Below are 17,633 nucleotides of genomic sequence, written 5' to 3' on the forward strand. Positions count from 1 at the left end.
CGGCGAATCGCCTGCCGGTTCTTCCGGCGGGCCGGGACCGCCGGTGCTCCCGGTCCGCCGGACGGCTCCTACAGCCGGGGGTCCACCGGCTCCGACTCCAGTGCCAGCACCGCGAAGACCGCCTCGTGCACCCGCCACAGCGGCTCGCCCCCGGCCAGCCGGTCCAGGGCTTCGAGACCCAGTGCGTACTCACGCAGGGCGAGCGACCGCTTGTGGCCGAGGAACCGGCCGCGCAACCGGTCCAGGTTCTCCGGGCGGGTGTACTCGGGTCCGTAGATGATCCGCAGGTACTCCCGGCCGCGCACCTTGATGCCGGGCTGGACCAGCCGGCCCTTGCCGTCCCTGACGAACGCGCCGAGCGGCTTGACCACCATGCCCTCGCCGCCGCGGCCGGTCATCTCCCGCCACCAGTCGATGCCGGAGCGGACCGACGCCTCGTCGGCGGTCTCGACGACGAGCCGCCGGGTGACCTGGAGCAGCCCCGTGGGGTCGTGCTCCACCAGCCGGTCCAGCCAGGCCAGCTGCTCGTCATGGGGAACGGCGGCGAGCGAGCGGCCCTGCACGGCGAGGATCTGGAACGGTGCCAGCCGCACCCCGTCGAGCCCCTCGGTGCTCCAGCAGTATCGGCGGTAGGCCTCGGTGAACGCCGCCGCGTCCTGGGCCCGGCCGTGCTGCCGGTCCGCGAGCGCGCCGACGTCGATGCCACGCTCCACCGCTGCCGCGAGGGCGGCCTCGGCCGCGGGGAAGACGGCGCCCGACGCGGCGCCGACCGCCGCGTACTGCGAGCGGAGCAGCCCGGCCGCCTTGAGGGACCAGGGCATCAGCTCGGCGTCGAGCAGCACCCAGTCGGTGTCCCACTCCTCCCACAGCCCGGCGGCGGTGACGGCCGCGCGCAGCCGGCCGAGGATGACCTCGGTCAGCGCGGCGTCGTCCAGGAACGGGCGACCGGTGCGGGTGTGCAGGGCGCCCGTCGGGCCTCCCCCGCCTCCGGCGGCGGGGAAGGCGTCCCCCGTCCCGAAGCGTTCGCGTGCCACCTCCGCGTCCCGGCACACCAGGGCAACGGCCCGTGAGCCCATGTGCTTCTCCTCGCACACGACCCTGGCCACGCCGTCCGCCCGGTACTGCGCGAACGCCTCGGCCGGATGCTCCAGATAGCCCTCCTCCTTCGAGGTGGCCGTCGGCGCCATGGTCGGCGGGAGGTAGGTGAGCAACCGGGGGTCGACGGCGAACCGGCTCATGACCTCCAGCGCGGCCGCCGCGTTCTCCTCGCGCACCGCGATCCGGCCCATGTGCCGGGTCTCCACGATCCGGCGCCCCCGCACATCCGCGAGGTCCAGCGGACGGCCCTCACAGCCGCCCGGCGCCCGGGTGGTCAGCGGCTTCACGGGCTCGTACCAGACCTGCTCGGCCGGTACGTCGACGAGCTCGCGCTCCGGCCAGCGCAGCGCGGTCATCTTCCCGCCGAAGACGGCCCCGGTGTCCAGGCAGATGGTGTTGTTGACCCAGGAGGTGGTGGGTACGGGAGTGTGGCCGTAGACGACGGCGGCGCTGCCCCGGTACTCCTCCGCCCACGGGTAGCGCACCGGCAGGCCGAACTCGTCGGTCTCGCCGGTGGTGTCGCCGTACAGCGCGTGCGAGCGGACCCGCCCGGAGGTGCGCCCGTGGTACTTCTCGGGCAGTCCGGCGTGACAGACGACCAGCCTGCCGCCGTCCAGTACGTAGTGGCTGACGAGCCCGTCGATGAACTCCCTGACCTGCTCCCGGAATTCCGGGCTCCTGGCGTCCTCCCGCTCCAGCTGCTCGATGGTCTCCGCGAGTCCGTGGGTCTGCTGGACCTTGCGGCCCTTGAGGTAGCGGCCGAGCTTGTTCTCGTGGTTGCCGGGCACGCAGAGCGCGTTGCCGTCCGACACCATCGACATCACACGGCGCAGCACGCCGGGGCTGTCGGGGCCTCGGTCGACGAGGTCGCCGACGAAGACCGCCGTACGTCCTTCGGGATGCGCGCCGTCCTCGTAGCCGAGCTTTCCGAGCAGGGTCTCCAGCTCGGAGCTGCAGCCGTGGATGTCACCGATGATGTCGAAGGGACCGGTGAGATGGCGGAGGTCGTTGTAGCGGCGCTCACGCACCACTTCCGCCCGCCCGGCCTCGTCCTCGGTGCGCAGGATGTGGACCTTGCGGAATCCCTCACGCTCCAGGCCGCGCAGCGAGCGGCGCAGCTCGCGGCGGTGGCGCTGCACGACGTGGCGGGGCATGTCGGCGCGGTCCGGGCGGGCCGCGTTGCGTGCGAGGCAGACCTCCTCGGGCAGGTCGAGCACGATGGCGATGGGCAGCACGTCGTGTTCCCGGGCCAGCTTCACCAGCTGACGGCGGCTCTCGGGCTGGACGTTCGTGGCGTCGACGACGGTCAGCCGTCCGGCGGCCAGGCGCTTGCCCGCGATGTAGTGCAGGACGTCGAAGGCGTCCCGGCTCGCGCTCTGGTCGTTCTCGTCGTCGGCGACGAGGCCCCGGCAGAAGTCCGAGGAGATGATCTCGGTCGCCTTGAAGTGCCGGTGGGCGAAGGTGGACTTGCCCGAGCCGCTGGCCCCGATGAGGACCACGAGAGAGAGGTCGGTCACCGGCAGGGTGCGCGTGGTGCCTTCGCTGGTGCTGGTGGTGTTGCTGGTGCTGTGACCGGTGCTTTCGCTGATGCCGGCGCCGGTGCGGTCACTGGTACTGCTCATGCGGCTTTCGCCCCCTTCTCGGTCTCGTCGGTCTCGGTGTCGGTGTCGGTGTCGGTGTCGGTGTCGCCGGCCACGGTCATGGTGAAAACCGCCATCTGGGTGGGCGGACCCACCTCGGGGTCGTCGGGGCCCACGGCCTCGAACTCCACCGCGTACCCGTGCCGGCGGGCCACTTCGCCCGCCCACTCCCGGAACTCCGCCCGGGTCCATTCGAATCGGTGGTCGCCGTGCCGGACGTGCCCGGCCGGGAGCGTCTCCCAGCGGACGTTGTACTCGACGTTCGGCGTGGTCACCAGCACGGTGCGGGGACGGGCCGAGCCGAACACCGCGTACTCCAGCGCGGGCAACCGCGGCAGGTCGAGATGCTCGATGACCTCGCTGAGCACCGCCGCGTCGTACCCCTTGAGCCGCTTGTCGGTGTACGTGAGCGCGCCCTGCTGAAGCGTCACACGGGCAGCCTGCCGCTCCCCCATCCGGTCCAGCTTCAGCCGGCGCGAGGCGATGGTGAGGGCGCGCATCGAGACGTCGACCCCGACGATCTCCGTGAAGCGCACGTCCTTCAGCAGCGCCTGCACCAACTGGCCCTGTCCACAGCCCAGGTCGAGCACCCGGCTCGCCCCGGCGCCGCTCAGCGCGGCCAGGATCGCGGTCCGCCGCTGCTCGGCGAGCGGCACCGGCCGCTCCTCGGTGTCGGCCGTCTCGTCGACCGCGTTGTCGATGCTCTCGACGTCGAGGTCGTCCGACTCGGCGAGCCGGACCAGCTCCAGCCGCTCCATCGCCTGCCGGGTCAGCCCCCAGCGGCGGGCCAGGTACCGGCTGGTGATCAGCTTCTGCTCGGGGTGATCGGCCAGCCAGCCCTCACCGGCCCGCAGCAGCTTGTCCACCTCGTCGGGCGACACCCAGTAGTGCTTGGCGTCGTCGAGCACCGGCAGCAGGACATACAGCTGCCGCAGCGCGTCCGCCAGCCGCAGCTCGCCCTCCAGCACGAGCCGTACGTACCGCGAGTCCCCCCACTCGGGGAACTGCTCGTCCAGCGGTACGGCCACCGCGTCCACCCGCGACCAGCCGAGCGGACCGAAGAGCTTGCGCACCAGGTCGGCACCACCACGGGCCGGGAGGGCGGGCACCTCGATCCGCAACGGCAGCGCCTCCTCGGCCCGCTCGGGCATCGCCCGGCAGGCGCCGCTCAGCGCGGACTTGAAGACAGTGCTCATCGCAACGGACAGCAGCGAGGAGGCCGCGTACGGGCGGTCGTTGACGTACTGGGCGAGTGCCGCGTCGGGGGCACCGCCCCGGCCCTTGCCCTTGCCCCGCCGCACCAGAGCCACGGGATCCACCTCCAGTAGCAACGCCGCCGTGCAGTGCTCCGCGGACGCCTCGGGATAGAAGACGTGCGCGGTGCCATGGGAAGTGGAGAACATCTGCGCCTTCTCGGGATGCTTGTGCAGCAGGAATCCGAGATCGGTGGCGGGACGCTCCGGGGTGCCGGTCGTACTGATCGTCAGGAACACCCGTCCGAGTATGGTCCGGTTCACTCCCCCTCACCAGGCAATTTCAGCCCGTCCCCGGACCTTCCCGCCCTCCTTCCGTGTGGTTCCCTTCCGTGTGGTTCGCCGCCGGTGCTCCGAGCAGCGCGGCCAGTTCCGCGATGGTGTCCGGACCGACCCGGCAGCAGCCGCCGACCAGCCGTGCACCGGCCGCCCGCCAGGCCCGGACCCGGCCGGGATCGAACGTGGCGCCCCCGGTCCATCCCCGTCTCCCGGCATCCCAGCGTTCACCGCTGTTCGGATAGACGACGACCGGCTTGCCGGTCACCTCCGCCGCCGCCCGAACGGCCCGGTCCGCGTAGGCCGGATCGCAGCAGTTCACCCCGACCGCCACCACCTGGTCCCGCCCCGTCGCGAGGCGGAACGCCTCCTCCAGGGGCTGTCCCGCCCGGGTCACCCCGTCCGCCACGGTGTAGGAGAGCCAGACCGGCAGCCCGCACTCCCCCGCGACCCGCAGCAGCGCCTCCGCCTCATCGCAGTCCGGCACCGTCTCCAGTGCCAGCGCGTCGGGGCCGGCGGCGGCCAGCGCCTCGATCCGGGGCCGGTGGAAGCGTTCCAGCTCCCGGACCGGGAGCCCGTACCGGCCCCGGTACTCGGCGCCGTCCGCCGTCACCGCCCCGTACGGGCCGACCGAGGCGGCGACCCACACATCCCGCTCCACCGAACCGGCCGCCCGCCGGGCCAGCTCCACGCTGCGGGCGAACAGCGCGGCCGCCTCCGCCCGCCCGATCCCGCGTCGCCCGAACCCTTCGAAACTCGCCTGATAACTGGCCGTGATGAGCACCTGCGCACCTGCCCGCACGTACGCCGTGTGCGCCGCCTCGATCTGCTCGGGCCCGTCGGCAAGCAGCCGGGCGGACCACAGCTCGTCGGACAGATCGCAGCCCTGCGCCTCCAGTTGGCCGGCGAGGCCACCGTCGAGCAGGACCGTCCCCGCCGCAAGGGCAGCCGCGAGGGGCCGGGACGGCGTCCCGGCGAAGGGCCGGGCGGAGCGGCTGGAGTCGCGGCCGGAATCGCCGCCGGAATCGCCGCCGGAGTCGCGGCCGGAATCACGGCCGGAATCACGGGCGGAATCACGGGCGGGCTGCACAGGTGTTCCTCTCCTCCCAGGTCAGGTCAGGTCAGGTCAGGTCAGGTCAGCTGGGACTGGACCTGCGACGAGATCAGTTCAAGGTGGGCCAGGTCATCGAGATCCAGCACCTGGAGGTAGATCCTCGAAGCCCCGATGGCTTCGAACCGACCGATCTTGTCAACCACTTCGGCGGGCGAGCCCGCCAGACCGTTCGCCTTGAGCTCCGCCACGTCCCGCCCGATGACGGCGGCCCGGCGCGCCACCTCGGCGTCGTCCTTTCCGACACAGACGATCAGGGCGTTGGAGTACACCAGGTCGTCCGGCCCCCGGCCCGCGGCCTCGGCCGCTTCCCTGACCCTGCCGAACTGCTGCTCACTGTCCTCCAGCGAGGCGAACGGGATGTTGAACTCGTCGGCGTACTTGGCGGCCAGCCGCGGTGTGCGCTTCGCGCCGTGCCCACCGATCAGTACCGGGACCTTGGCCTGCGCCGGCTTGGGCAGCGCGGGCGAGTCGGTGAGCTGGTAGTACGTGCCGTCGTAGCTGAATGTCTTGCCGACCTCGGTCGACCAGAGCCCGGTGATGATCGCGAGCTGCTCCTCCAAGCGGCCGAACTTCTCCTGGGGGAACGGGATGCCGTACGCCTTGTGCTCGTCCTCGAACCAGCCTGCGCCCAGGCCCAGTTCGACACGGCCGCCGGACATCTGGTCGACCTGCGCCACCTGGATGGCGAGCACCCCGGGGAGCCGGAACGTCCCCGCCGTCATCAGCGTGCCGAGGCGGATCCGCTTCGTCTCTCGCGCCAGCCCGGCCAGCGTGATCCAGGCGTCCGTCGGGCCGGGGAGACCGTCTCCCCCTCCCATGTGCAAATAGTGGTCGGAACGGTAGAAGGCATCGAAGCCGAGGTCCTCGGTCGCCTTGGCGACGGTGAGCAGGGTGTCGTAGCTCGCCCCTTGCTGGGGCTCGGTGAAGATTCGAAGATCCATGCATCCATCCTGCACCCCCGGACACCGCTCGTCCCTCTCCTGTCTCCTTTCACCGCCGCGGTGTCCGGGGCATCCCGGGCATCCGGGACGCCGGGTCCTCAGGGCCGGCCGGCGGCCGGTCCCGCCGGTCCGTGGAGCACGCCGTGGGGGCCGTCCCGCTCCCTGCCGCGCTCCAGATCCTGCTGGCGCTCCCGGTCCCGTTCGTCGAGCAGCCGGAGCATTCCGTGGACCCGGTCCGTCGACTCGTCGGCGGCGTCGATCGCCTCCATGCACTGCCAGTACAGGCTCTGTTCATCGGTCTCGCACGCCACCCCGACCAGGGCTATCCCCACTTCCCCGAGCAGCGCGCCCAGCCCCGTCAGCGCGGCGCGCGGATCAGCGACTTCGGAGAGCTGCGTCGCCCTGGCCACCCCGGCCCGCGCGGCCGGGTGGTCAAGTGCCCCGATACTTCTGCCACCGATCTCGCTGAGGCCTCCCGCCTCGCCCCGTAACTCCTTGGGACCGCTCGCCGCCAGCCGGCTTCCGACCGCCTGTGCCAGCGCCTGGGCCTGCCAGGCCTCCGCGATGATGTCCGGCGTGCCCCTGCTCTGGGACAGAGCCCGCCTGATGACCCTTACCAGCCGCTCCGCTTCCATGTGTTGCCCCCGTTCGGTACGAAAACCCGCTCACCTCTTCCATTACCCACAGTGAGGGCGGTGGTACCGAAAGGCCAGGGGATTTCGGAAATCTGTGGACACCCTGTCGACTGTGAATAACTCGATCACTCCGAAGAGTGACGATCGAGGGTATCCATACCCTTCGTGGCGGGGAAGCGCACCTCATTCCGCTCGATCTTGGCCGCCAGCGCCGCCAGTGCGTCGATGCCCAGCACCTCGCAGAACTGCAGCAGATACGCGAGGACATCGGCGACCTCGTCCGACACCCGGTGCGCGGTCCCGGGATCGTCCATCACGCGGGCCGACTGTTCCGGCGTCAGCCACTGGAAGATCTCCATGAGTTCGGATGCCTCGACGCTCAGCGCCGACGCCAGATTCTTGGGGGTGTGGTACTGCTCCCAGTCGCGTGCGGCCGCGAATGCGGCGAGCCGCTGTTGCAGGGCGGGTACGTCGAGTCGTGTCACGGCTTCAGGTCTACCACCGTCGCTCCGACCGTCGTGCGGGCCAGTGCCGCGCCCGCCTCCGTCACCGTGCCGAGCAGCCGGACGTGGCCGGCGGCCGCCGCCGAGGCCGCCGCGGTCAGCAGCTCCCGCGTCTGGTGTCCGTCCAGGTCCCGGTCGAGCCCGTCGGCCAGCACGGTCAGGGTCTGCAGAGCCTGCGGCACCTCTGACTCGCCGCCCGCCGGGTCCGCCCCCGGTCCCATGAGCAGGGCCACGGCCAGTGCCAGGTAGCGGAGTTCGCCGTCGCCGAGCCTTTCCAGCGGGGTGCCGTGGCCGTCTCCCCGGGCCACTACCGCACGGACCAGCCCGTCCGCCGGCCGCTCGACGCCGATCCCGGTCACCGGTCGCGCGCATCCGGCGTTCGCCAGCGCGACCAGCCGGGCATGGCGTCGCCCGTGCCCGTATCCGTATCCGTATCCCTGCCCCTGCCCCTGCCCCTGCCCGTGCCCGTGCCCGTGCCCGTTACGGGCGGCGTGCAGTACCGCCGCGAGGTTCCCGCAGTCGCGGCGCAGCCGGCCCTCACCCGGCGGCACCGGTGTCCGCATCCGATGAGGCCGCGGTTCGCAGGCGAAGGCCGGGCGCAGGGCCACCACCATCTGTTCGGCGGCGGCCAGCACCTGTAGCTGGCCCGGTGTCCGGCCCGCGACCCGCAGTGGCAGCAGTGCCGTGCCCAGCCGGTCGTCCGGCAGCTGTTCCCGCCTCACCGGGAGCTCGTCCGCGGTGTGCCAGGCCGCCTGGAGCGCCGGCCGCCCCGGATCGCGGAGCGCGGTGCTCAGCAGCGTCTGCCCGGCCCGGGTCAGCCGCTCGCCGACGATCCGGAGGGTGGGCTCGGCCTGGACGGCGAGTTCGAGCCGGACCGGCCCGGCCGGGCCGTCCGCCGTGCACCCGATCCGGAATCCGCGCCGCCCCTGCCGGTCGGCCGCGGCCCCTTCGGGCACGCACCCCGCCGGATCGGGGAACACGTCGGCGAGCGACGCCCCGGCTGCCAGCCGGGACAGCGCCTCGTACGCGCGCAGCGCACTCGACGCACCGCTGCCCGAGGGACCGGCGAGGAGGGTGAGCGGGGCCAGCGGCATGATCGTGCCCCGGTGCGCGGCGAAGGCGGAGAGCCGCAGCTCGGTCACCACAGGCCCGGCCCAACGCCCGGACCGCGGCTCGGCGTCGGCTGCGAATTCAGGGCCGGCGTCGGATCCGGGGTCAGCCGCGGCTCCGGGGCCGTGCCACGGTCCGGAGCCGGGGTCGGACGCGGGGTCGGACGCGGGGTCGGACGCGAGGTCGGACGCGAGGTCGGACGCGAGGTCGGACGGGCGGGGTGCGGTCATGCCCCGGACCGTACGCAGGCGACTCCCCGGCGAACCGTTCCGCCGGATGGGCCGTCCTTCGATCGGAGTAAGCCGCCACCCGCCCGCATACCGCGCCACCGATCCGGGTAGCCCTGATGCGCGACCGCCCCGCAGCGCCCTCGCGACAGCCCTTCTAGACCCCTGGAACCCCCGCCGCCGTCACGCCCTCGACCTCCATGCCGATGGGCGACAGCAGGAAGACGTTCCGGTCCACCCGGTGCATTCCGCTGCCCAGCCCGAAGACGACACCACTGGTGAAGTCCAGGATCCGCTTGGCCACATCGGACTCGGCGCTGGTCAGATCGAGCAGCACCGGAATCTGCGCGACCAGGTACTCGGCGACCTCGCGTGCGTCCGCGAAGATCTGGACCCGCAGCACCACCATGCGCCGCTGTTCTGCGCTCTCCCGCTCCTCCGGAACCGTCCGGTGGTCCACTCGGGAGGGCCACTCGTTGCGGCTGCGCAGCGGTACGACCTGGGCCAGTCCCTCCCACTGCTCGTCGGTGACGTCATACCTGTCGTACCTGCTCACCGGACCACCCCGTCTGTGCATCGGTTGGCGTTGCGCCGGCTGCGCTCACTGTTCATCGGGCAATTCTCTCGCCCCTCACCCGTTCGGCCTACCAACGACACGGATCAGGACCCGATCGACACCGTCGAAGTGCTGCCGGGCTCCGTAGCGGAGCGCTCGTCCGGGCCGGCGGTCGCCCGGGTGTCGAGGGGGGTGAACCGTACCGGAAGATGTGCCAGGGCCCGGTGGAACGGGCCGGGTCGCCACAGCAGTTCGCTCACCGGAACAGCCAGTTCCGCATCGCACAGCTGGCTGGTGAGCTGCTCGATCGCGGTCATCGCGATGAGCAGCGCGGGCTGCTTCGCGGGGCACCGGTGCGGTCCCGCCGACCAAGCGAGGTGGGCGCTGGCCCCGGAGCGGGCCCCCGCGTCCGGGGCGGACGGTGCGGACTGAGTGTTGGCGGCCCCGAAGGAGACCAGGACCAGTTGTCCGGCGCGCAGCCGGACGCCGTGGAACTCGGTGTCGTGGCGCGGGTAGTGCGCGGCCAGGTTGGCCAGCGGCGGGGCCTGCCAGAGGACCTCGTTGATCGCCTCGTGCGCGGTCATCGCTCCACCGTGCAGCGAGCCCGCGTACCGCTCGTCGGTGAGCATGTGCAGGGTGGCGTTGCCGATCAGGTTGGTCGTGGGGTCGTGGCCCGCGCTCATCACCAGGGTGATCTGGCGCACCGTCTCGTCGTTGTCGAGACGGGCCGGGTGAGCGAGGAAGTACGAGGTCAGGTCGCGGCGCGGGCGGGCGCGCCGGTCGGCGACGAGGCGGGTGACGACATCGACGAGGTCGGCGTACGCGGCGGCGGCGCCCTGCGCCGAGTTCATCATGCCGCCGATGCCGTCGATGATCCGTTCGCCGTCGTCGGGGGCCACACCGAACCAGGTGATGAACACGTGCAGCGGGAGCCGCCGGGCGTACTGGGCGATGAGATCGCCGGTGCCGGTGGCGGCGAACTCGCCGATGAGCTGCTGGGCGACCCTGGCCACTTCCGCCCGCAGGATGTGCGGCTCGATCAGCGCCAGGGTGTCATTGATGGCGTCGCGGTAGCGGGCGTGCTCGTCACCGTCGCTGAACAGCGCGGTGGGGCGGTGTCCGAGCACGGGCAGCACCGGCGAGTCCGACGGGACCGTCGCCTGCCAGGCGCGGGGGTCCTTGCTGAAGGTGTGGGTGTCGCGCAGCAGATCGACGGCCGCCTGGTAGTCGGTGACGAGCATCGCCTCGACGCCGGGGGCGATCCGGACCGGTGCCAGCGGCCCGTGTTCGCGCAGCCTGCGGTAGTGGCCGTGCGGGTCGGCCGCGAAGTCGGGGCCGTACAGCGCAAGGGGCTGCGGCGGCTGTACGAACAGGGTCATGACGGGTCCTCGGGTTGCGGCATTCGGGTCAGCACGTGTTCGGCCAGCGCGATCAGGGCGTCGATGCTGCCGCGGCGTTCCCGGGCATCGCACTGGATCAGCGGGGTCCCTGGGGCGAGGTCGAGGTGCTTGCGCAGGACCTCGTCGCTGTGGGCGGGCGCGTCGGGGAAGCGGTTGACGGCGACGGCGTACGGCAGCCCCTGTTCCTCCACCATGTCCATGACCGCGAAGGAGTCGCCGAGCCGTCGGGTGTCCACCAGGACGAGCGCGCCCAGCGCTCCGCGCGCGATGTCCTCCCACAGCGGCAGGAACCGCTCCTGGCCGGGCGTGCCGAACATGTAGAGCACCAGGTCGTCCAGGACGGTGAGACGTCCGAAGTCGATGGCGACCGTGGTCGTCGTCTTGTCGGGGAGTCCGGCGGTGTCGTCGAGCAGGGTGCTGGACTGGGTCATCGCCTCCTCGGTGTGGAGCGTGGGTATTTCCGAGAGCGTACGGATCAGGGTCGTCTTGCCCACGCCGAAGGGACCCGTGACAACAAGCTTCATCAGGGTCCGGGCGGCAGTCGGCAGATAGCCGACGCCCGTCCGGTCAGTGGAGGGAGCGGAGTCCAACGAGCAGCCTCTCGACGAGCGACCGGTCGATCTCCCCGGCACTGGGTATCGGCGGTCGGGTGAGCAGAAGTCCGGCGGCCGCGAGATCCGTGGCCAGGAATACGGTGGCGCTGACCGGCAGGTCCAGATGGGCCGCGCACTCGACGACGGTGAGCGCGCCCGGTTCCAGCAGTTCGCACAGCCTGCGCTGTTCCGATCCGGTGCCGGGGAGCAGGGTCGTATCGGTGCGTACGAGCACGGCGAGCCGGTCGAGCGCGGGGCCGGCGGGCCGGGACCGGCCGCCGGTGACCAGATAGGCGGGGATCAGACGGCGTCCCGGTCCGGAGCTCATGGCCGGGCGGCGGTGTCCGGTTGACGGGCTGGCGCGTGCATCGCCCGGGTCAGCGCGGTGACCTGCACCTGCATCTGGTAGGCGATGTCGCCGAGTTTGGCGCCGGGTTCGGCGAACAGGGCGAGCGTGGTGTTGTTCCCGGCCGGTACGACGACGGCGAAGCCCAGGTCGGACTCGACGACCGTCTGGGCCAGCTTCGGGCCCTCGACGTCGGTGAACGCCGTGGTGAAGGCGCGAGCCGCGGCGTGCAGGGTCGCCGTCATCGCGGCGACCCGTTCGCCGGACGCCCGGTCGAGACCGGGTGAGGCGCCCTCGATGAGGCCGTCACCGGTGGCGACCACGGCATGCTGGACTCCGGGCAGTTCCAGCAGCGGGGTCAGCACCCATGCGAGGTCACCGGTGGTGGGGCTGGGGGCGCTCACGTCTCGTCGTCTCCTTGGTCGTCCTGGTCGCCCAGGTGGTCGTGGCCGTCCGAATCCGGTGCGGGGGCCCGCCCGGCGACGCTCCTGCCGTTGAGGGTGCCCTGCTGGAGCGCCGCCCAGGAAGACTCGGCCTGCTCCGGTGTACGGGACACCTGTCCGGCGGCCGGGTCGGCGGCGGACGTGGTGGAGGCGACCGCCGCCGGACGGGGTGCGCGCCGGCGCCTGCTGGGCAGGCCCGCCGGCTCCGTGGCAGCGGTCTCCGGCGGGTCCTGAGCGGGAGGCGCGGGGGCGTCCGGCTCCGCCGCGGCGGGGTGCGCCGATACGGGCACCGGTGCCAGGGCGGAGAGGGTCCGGTCCTCCTTCAGCACGGTCAGCAGATGGGCGGGGACGCGCAGGATCGTCCGCATACCGCCGAACGGCGAGGCCTCGATGTGGCAGTGGAAGCCGTACTGCACGACGAGCCGGCCGACGACCGCGAAGCCGGTCTGCGGCGGGTCGCCCAGCTCGGTGAGGAGCACCTCGGAGGGGCCGGCCAGCAGAGCGCGGGCCCGGTCGAGCGCGTCCTCGTCCATGCCGATGCCCGCGTCGTCGACGACCAGGAACGCGCCCCGGCCGCCGCTCTGCTGGAGCGTCACCGTCACATCGGTGTCGGGGTGCGAGTACGCGGTGGCGTTCGCCAGCAGTTCGGCGAGGGCGATCGCGAGGGGTTCGGCGGCCCTGGCGGCGAGCGCGAGCCGTTCCTCGCGCAGATGGTTGGCCACCTTGATCCGCTCGTAGCCGGCGACGCGGGACTGGGCACCGAGCACGATCTCGACGAGCGGCGAGTTCTGCCGGGCGAGGCCGGGCCAGGCGTCGCACAGCACGGCAGTGGACTGGGTCCGGCGCAGGGCCAGTTCGTTGCGGAAGTCCAGTTGCAGGATGCGCGGGTCGTCGTACTCGTGCTGAAGCTCGTGCAGCAGCTGTTGGGACTGGTTGAGCAGCGACTGGATCTTGGCCGAGGTGCCGCGCATCGCCGCACGGGCGGCAGCGTCGACGCGCTGCCGTTCCTCGATGACGGCGGTGCGTGCGGCCTGTACGGCTTCGGTGAGCAGCCGGGCGGAGTCGCCGTCCACCTCGGCCGCCTCGCGCAGTCCGGGAACCTGGGCGCTGGGGTGGGAGAGGGCGACCGCGACGGCCGGGATCCGTTTGTGGGCCAGTTGCCGGATCTCATCGACGAGCGCGGCGGTACGGGCCTCGGCGGCCTTCAGCTGCCGTTCGGTCAGCTCGGCGTGGGTGACGGCGAGCTGTTCCGAGCGGGCGGACCCGTACGAACGCGTCGCCGCCGCCACGGCGGCCACGACGGCGATCACCGCCACGATCCATCCCATGCCGTTACCGCATTTCTGTCGTCGGGTCGGTCCTCCGGCCGGGACGGCGGCGGAGGATCAGGCGCACGGCCCGGCCTGTGCGGCGGGCCGGGCGGTCACTCCGGCGCGCCCGCGGGCTCACCGGCCTGCTCGACTTCCTGTGCCAGCAAGGCCACCTCGGTCATCACCTGAAGCACGCCCGGCAGCGCGGAGCCGTCGAGCTGCCGGTACTCGCTGCCGATCGTCACCACCAGCCGCTCGGGGAGTCCGAGTTCGGGGTGACGGCCTTCACCGATCACCCGTCGGGCCGCCTCCAGGGCGGGTACCCCGGCGGCGTGGAAGGAGTGGGCACGCTCCCGTACGTACTCCAGATAGACGATGTGGTCGCGTACGCCGACCCGGTCCAGGACCGGCCCGTGGCCCGGCACGACGGTCTCGGCTCCGGTGGCCAGCACCTGTTCGCAGGCAGCGATCACATTGCTCAGCGGGCCCGCCCAGTGGATCGGGTGGTCCCCCGGCTGCCGGAGTGTCGAGGAGAAGATGATGTCGCCGCTGAACACGGCGCTCTGGGCGGGCAGGTGGACCATCAGATCACCCGTGGTGTGCGCGGACGGCAGGGCGGAGATCTGGACCGGGTACTCCCCCAGGGTCAGTTCGAGCTCCCCGGTGAAGTAGGTGGTCGGCTGGACCGGTTCGGTCTGCGACCAGTCGAACGGGCCGAAGTGGCGGCCGAGGTAGGCGCCGAGCGGTCCTGCCGGATCGCTGCCGTTGACGAGCGCGTGCTGCTGTTTCGGGGTGGGCTCGTAGTGAATGTGGTCCCGGGCCTCACGGGTCGCGATGATCTCCGCGTCCGGCAGCACGCCCGCGCCCCAGAAGTGGTCGCCGTTGGCGTGCGTGACGATCACCCGGTCGATGGAGACACCGTCGGGCAGCAGCTTCGTGCTCTCGGCCAGGAACTGCCCCGCCAGTACCGGGTCGTACGGGGTGTCGATCCAGAGCGCGCCGCGGGGCGAGACGAGAAGGCCGCAGTTGGCCAGCCCCCAGCCCCGTTTCGGCGGGAGCCACGCGTGCAGGCTCCGGCCCAGGTCAACGACGTCTCCACCCGTGATCGACATGGACGCGATTATGCCGACCGCTTTCCGATCGCGCGTTCGAACTCGGCCAAAATCAGCTCCCATTGGCTTGAAATCGCCCCTCCAGCCCATCCGGGGCGGTTGACCGGTGACCGTGCGAGAGCACCGACGCCGCCTCTCTTTCTGGACTATTCGGACAGTCGGGCCGATTGCGCCCGGCCGTCCACTGCCACCTCGTCATTGCACAACGGGCGGACGTCAAACCGGAAGAGGCCGATTACCCACCGAGCATGGCTGAAAACAGACGCCGCAAGGCCCCCGGCGGGACCGCTGGAAAGCGACCCGCCGGGGGCCTTGTGACGCGCGGTGTCCCAGGATCCGTCCGGCGGTTCACGGCCGGACGGAGGAGCCTTCGCGGGGACCGCCTAGAACGTCGCGGGTACGTTCCACCTCTGGTTGGCGCCGCCGCCGCAGTCCCACAGGTTGAGCGCGGTCCCGTCCGTGGTGTCGCCGCCCGGGACATCGAGGCAGCGGCCGGAGGCCTTGTTGACGAGTGCGTGCGTGGAACCGTTGTACGTCCACTGCCTGGCCTGATCGGTGACCGTGCCGCCCGCACCCGTACCGGCGCAGTCACGCACCCGTACGGCGGCGCCGTTGCCGGTGCCCTCCGCGGCGAGGCAGTAGTCGGACGCCAGGCGCAGCGTGCCGTCGGCCGCCCTCACCCAGGCCTGGTTGGCGCCGCCGGAGCAGGTGTAGAGGTCGGCGACGACACCGTCCGACACGCCTCCGAAGGCGTCCACGCACTTTCCGCCCTGTCCCGTCACAGCGCCGCGCACCGAGTTGCCTGTCGCGAGGTTCTGCACCGTGGAGTCGGCGGCGACATCGATCCGGGTCATGGACGCGCAGGCGTTGTCGCTGCTGGAGGTGGCCGAGACCGTGCCGGTGACCGTACCGCCGTTGCCGGTGGGCACTCCGAAACGGGCGTCGCTGAACGGCTGGTCGTAGCAGTTCGAGCGGGGGTTGTTCCACTCGAAGTACTCGGTCCAGTCGACCATCCCCGACGGGGAGATGGCGGTGGCCGGGGTCTTGATGCTGCCGAGCTCGTACGAGGCGCCCGTGCCGGCGTCCGCGACGGTGGCGCCGAACCAGCCGTCGCCCTCGGCCGCCACCTTGAAGGTGTACCGGTGGCCGGCCGTCCAGTCGAGGTTCATCCGGCAGCTCATGCCCTCGCCCTCGCCGCCGAAGCTCTGGCACCAGCTCCCGGCCGATCCGGCCCTGGCCTCGGAGACGTCCCAGACGGAGAAGAGGAGCACCCGGCTCGATCCTCCGTTGGACTGCATCCCGAGGTACGCGCCACTGCCCTGGTCGAAGCCGAACTGGTGGCTCCAGAAGACGTTCGCCCGGTATCCGGGATCGTGAAGAACGGTGGTGGACCAAGTGACGTCGGTCAGCTTCGGCGCACCGGGGAAGGAGTAGTCGGTGTAGGTGCCGGGGGTGGTCCCGAGGTCCGCGGCCTGAGTGGGGGTCGCCGTGCCGAGCAGAGCCAGAGCGGCTGCTGCGACAGTGGCGGTGACGGTTCCGAACAAGTGGCGCAGGGTCATGCGTTGCACCTGCTTCTGATGGGGGGAATGGGGATCATTGCCGTGCATGCACCGGGTCGGTGCATCTCTTGCGGTGAAACCCGCCGGACAGGGGCCGAGGCCCTGCCCGGCCTTTCCCGGTCAGATCCTCAGGTGCGGACCTGACCGCGTTCGAAGTACGCCACCAGCTCGGGGTCGAGGGCGGGCACGTCGTACGGTGCACCGCCCTCACGCAGGGAGCGGGTCGCGAGCACACCGGCGGCGACGCTCATCCGGGCCGCGACCGGCGAGGTGTCGGTGACACCCCCGTCGCGCGCGAAGCGGCAGAACTCCTCCATGATCCGGGTGTCCCCGCCGCCGTGCGAGCCGCCGGCCTCCGGGACCCGGTAGGTGATGTCGGCGTCGGCGCGGTATCCGCTGGGGCCGGTGTTCCAGACCTTGACCTCGTCACCGGGGCTGTCGCCGAAGTTCTCCAGCCGCCCCTCGGTGCCGATGACGGTGTAGTTGCGCCAGTAGTCCGGGGTGAAGTGGCACTGCTGGTAGGCGGCCACGACGCCGTTGTCGAGCTGCATGTTCATCACCGAGACGTCCTCGACGTCCACGATGTGGTGCAGGTCCTTGCGGGCGGTCGGCGGCCAGTCGAATTCACGCAGCCAGTTGTCGGGGCGCGGGGTGTCCGGCTCGCGCCGCGGCAGGTCACCGTAGACGAGCAGGTCACCCAGCGCGTTGACGCGCCGGGTGTAGCCGCCGGCCAGCCAGTGCAGCACGTCGATGTCGTGCGCGGCCTTCTGGAGGAGCAGCCCCGTGGTCCGGGTCCGGTCCGCGTGCCAGTCCTTGAAGTAGTAGTCGCCGCCGTAGCCGACGAAGTGCCGCACCCAGACGGCCTTGGGCTCGCCGATGTCGCCGCGGGCGATGATGTCGCGCATCAGCCGCACGACACCCATGTGCCGCATGTTGTGGCCGACGTAGAGCCGGGTCCCGGTCTCGTACGCGGCGCGCAGGACATTGTCGCAGCTCTCGACGGTGATCCCGAGCGGCTTCTCGACGAAGACGGCCTTGCCGGCCCGCAGCGCGTCGATGGCGATGGCCTCGTGGGTGTCGTCCGGCGTCGCGATGACGACCGCGTCGAGATCGTCCCGGCCGAGGAGCAGCTTGTAGTCATCGACCGCGACGTCCGTGTCGAAACGCTCGGCCTCACGGCGGCGCACCTCGGGGTCGAGGTCGCAGACGGCGGTGATGGCCGAACCCTGTCCGGGGTGGTGGGCGGACATTGCGATGGACCGGCGCAGGCCGAGTCCGATGACGCCGAGTCGCAGGTCTGACACGGGGGTCCCTTCTCTGTCTGTACGGGTGGTGCGGGTGGGCGGTCTCCGGGCTACCGGCACGCGAAGGAGGCGCGACCGCTGTCCCTTCACGGCGACAGGCACATAGTTCACGACGGTGCACCGAGGTGGCAAGAGTTGTTCATTTTGATGACGTAATGAACATTTACTGGCAGCGTAAATCCACTACCAGTAGCACCACAGGGCACCCGAGGG

General features: G+C 71.5%; 16 protein-coding genes. All 16 read right to left on the reverse strand.

Translation table 11 applies throughout. From position 1 onward, the window contains the following. Nucleotides 1-68 precede the first annotated feature (68 nt). Complete coding sequence (locus AB0I52_RS24285) at nucleotides 69-2,720, reverse strand: polynucleotide kinase-phosphatase (protein WP_363075827.1); 2,652 nt, start codon at nucleotides 2,718-2,720, stop codon at nucleotides 69-71. Beyond that, on the reverse strand, nucleotides 2,717-4,231 hold the full coding sequence (locus AB0I52_RS24290) for a 3' terminal RNA ribose 2'-O-methyltransferase Hen1 (protein ID WP_363075829.1): 1,515 nt from the start codon (nucleotides 4,229-4,231) through the stop codon (nucleotides 2,717-2,719). The genes AB0I52_RS24285 and AB0I52_RS24290 overlap by 4 nt, the downstream gene beginning before the upstream one ends. 43 nt (nucleotides 4,232-4,274) lie before the next feature. After that, complete coding sequence (mmuM, locus tag AB0I52_RS24295; protein WP_363075831.1) at nucleotides 4,275-5,357, reverse strand: homocysteine S-methyltransferase; 1,083 nt, start codon at nucleotides 5,355-5,357, stop codon at nucleotides 4,275-4,277. Nucleotides 5,358-5,398: 41 nt separating this feature from the next. Next, nucleotides 5,399-6,322 (reverse strand): LLM class F420-dependent oxidoreductase, encoded by a 924-nt coding sequence (locus tag AB0I52_RS24300; protein WP_363075833.1) that lies wholly within the window; start codon nucleotides 6,320-6,322, stop codon nucleotides 5,399-5,401. Nucleotides 6,323-6,420: 98 nt separating this feature from the next. After that, the gene (locus AB0I52_RS24305; RefSeq protein WP_363075835.1) at nucleotides 6,421-6,957 is read right to left on the reverse strand and encodes a DUF6099 family protein; all 537 of its coding nucleotides are present in this window, start codon (nucleotides 6,955-6,957) and stop codon (nucleotides 6,421-6,423) included. A gap of 125 nt (nucleotides 6,958-7,082) precedes the next feature. After that, on the reverse strand, nucleotides 7,083-7,442 hold the full coding sequence (locus AB0I52_RS24310; RefSeq protein WP_363075837.1) for a nucleotide pyrophosphohydrolase: 360 nt from the start codon (nucleotides 7,440-7,442) through the stop codon (nucleotides 7,083-7,085). Then, complete coding sequence (locus tag AB0I52_RS24315; protein WP_363075839.1) at nucleotides 7,439-8,800, reverse strand: ATP-binding protein; 1,362 nt, start codon at nucleotides 8,798-8,800, stop codon at nucleotides 7,439-7,441. The genes AB0I52_RS24310 and AB0I52_RS24315 overlap by 4 nt, the downstream gene beginning before the upstream one ends. 154 nt (nucleotides 8,801-8,954) lie before the next feature. Then, complete coding sequence (gene sepF, locus AB0I52_RS24320; protein ID WP_363075841.1) at nucleotides 8,955-9,353, reverse strand: cell division protein SepF; 399 nt, start codon at nucleotides 9,351-9,353, stop codon at nucleotides 8,955-8,957. 104 nt (nucleotides 9,354-9,457) lie between these two features. Then, nucleotides 9,458-10,732 (reverse strand): cytochrome P450, encoded by a 1,275-nt coding sequence (locus AB0I52_RS24325; RefSeq protein ID WP_363075843.1) that lies wholly within the window; start codon nucleotides 10,730-10,732, stop codon nucleotides 9,458-9,460. After that, the gene (locus AB0I52_RS24330) at nucleotides 10,729-11,343 is read right to left on the reverse strand and encodes an ATP/GTP-binding protein (protein ID WP_363075845.1); all 615 of its coding nucleotides are present in this window, start codon (nucleotides 11,341-11,343) and stop codon (nucleotides 10,729-10,731) included. The genes AB0I52_RS24325 and AB0I52_RS24330 overlap by 4 nt, the downstream gene beginning before the upstream one ends. After that, nucleotides 11,321-11,674: a DUF742 domain-containing protein gene (locus AB0I52_RS24335; protein WP_363075847.1), complete on the reverse strand. Its 354-nt coding sequence runs from the start codon at nucleotides 11,672-11,674 to the stop codon at nucleotides 11,321-11,323. Before AB0I52_RS24335 ends, AB0I52_RS24330 begins: the two co-directional genes overlap by 23 nt. Then, entirely contained in the window at nucleotides 11,671-12,096 is a 426-nt protein-coding gene (locus AB0I52_RS24340; RefSeq protein ID WP_124285446.1) for a roadblock/LC7 domain-containing protein, read from the reverse strand. Before AB0I52_RS24340 ends, AB0I52_RS24335 begins: the two co-directional genes overlap by 4 nt. Beyond that, complete coding sequence (locus AB0I52_RS24345; RefSeq protein WP_363075849.1) at nucleotides 12,093-13,463, reverse strand: ATP-binding protein; 1,371 nt, start codon at nucleotides 13,461-13,463, stop codon at nucleotides 12,093-12,095. The genes AB0I52_RS24340 and AB0I52_RS24345 overlap by 4 nt, the downstream gene beginning before the upstream one ends. A gap of 95 nt (nucleotides 13,464-13,558) precedes the next feature. After that, the gene (locus AB0I52_RS24350) at nucleotides 13,559-14,557 is read right to left on the reverse strand and encodes an MBL fold metallo-hydrolase (RefSeq protein ID WP_363075851.1); all 999 of its coding nucleotides are present in this window, start codon (nucleotides 14,555-14,557) and stop codon (nucleotides 13,559-13,561) included. 383 nt (nucleotides 14,558-14,940) lie between these two features. Next, entirely contained in the window at nucleotides 14,941-16,116 is a 1,176-nt protein-coding gene (locus tag AB0I52_RS24355; RefSeq protein WP_363075853.1) for a ricin-type beta-trefoil lectin domain protein, read from the reverse strand. Nucleotides 16,117-16,244: 128 nt separating this feature from the next. Then, a complete protein-coding gene (locus AB0I52_RS24360) occupies nucleotides 16,245-17,420 on the reverse strand; it encodes a Gfo/Idh/MocA family oxidoreductase (RefSeq protein ID WP_363075855.1) in 1,176 nt (391 codons plus the stop codon). Nucleotides 17,421-17,633 lie beyond the last annotated feature (213 nt).

Origin of the sequence: Streptomyces sp. NPDC050423 (assembly GCF_040655445.1) — a bacterium.
Lineage (GTDB): Bacteria > Actinomycetota > Actinomycetes > Streptomycetales > Streptomycetaceae > Streptomyces.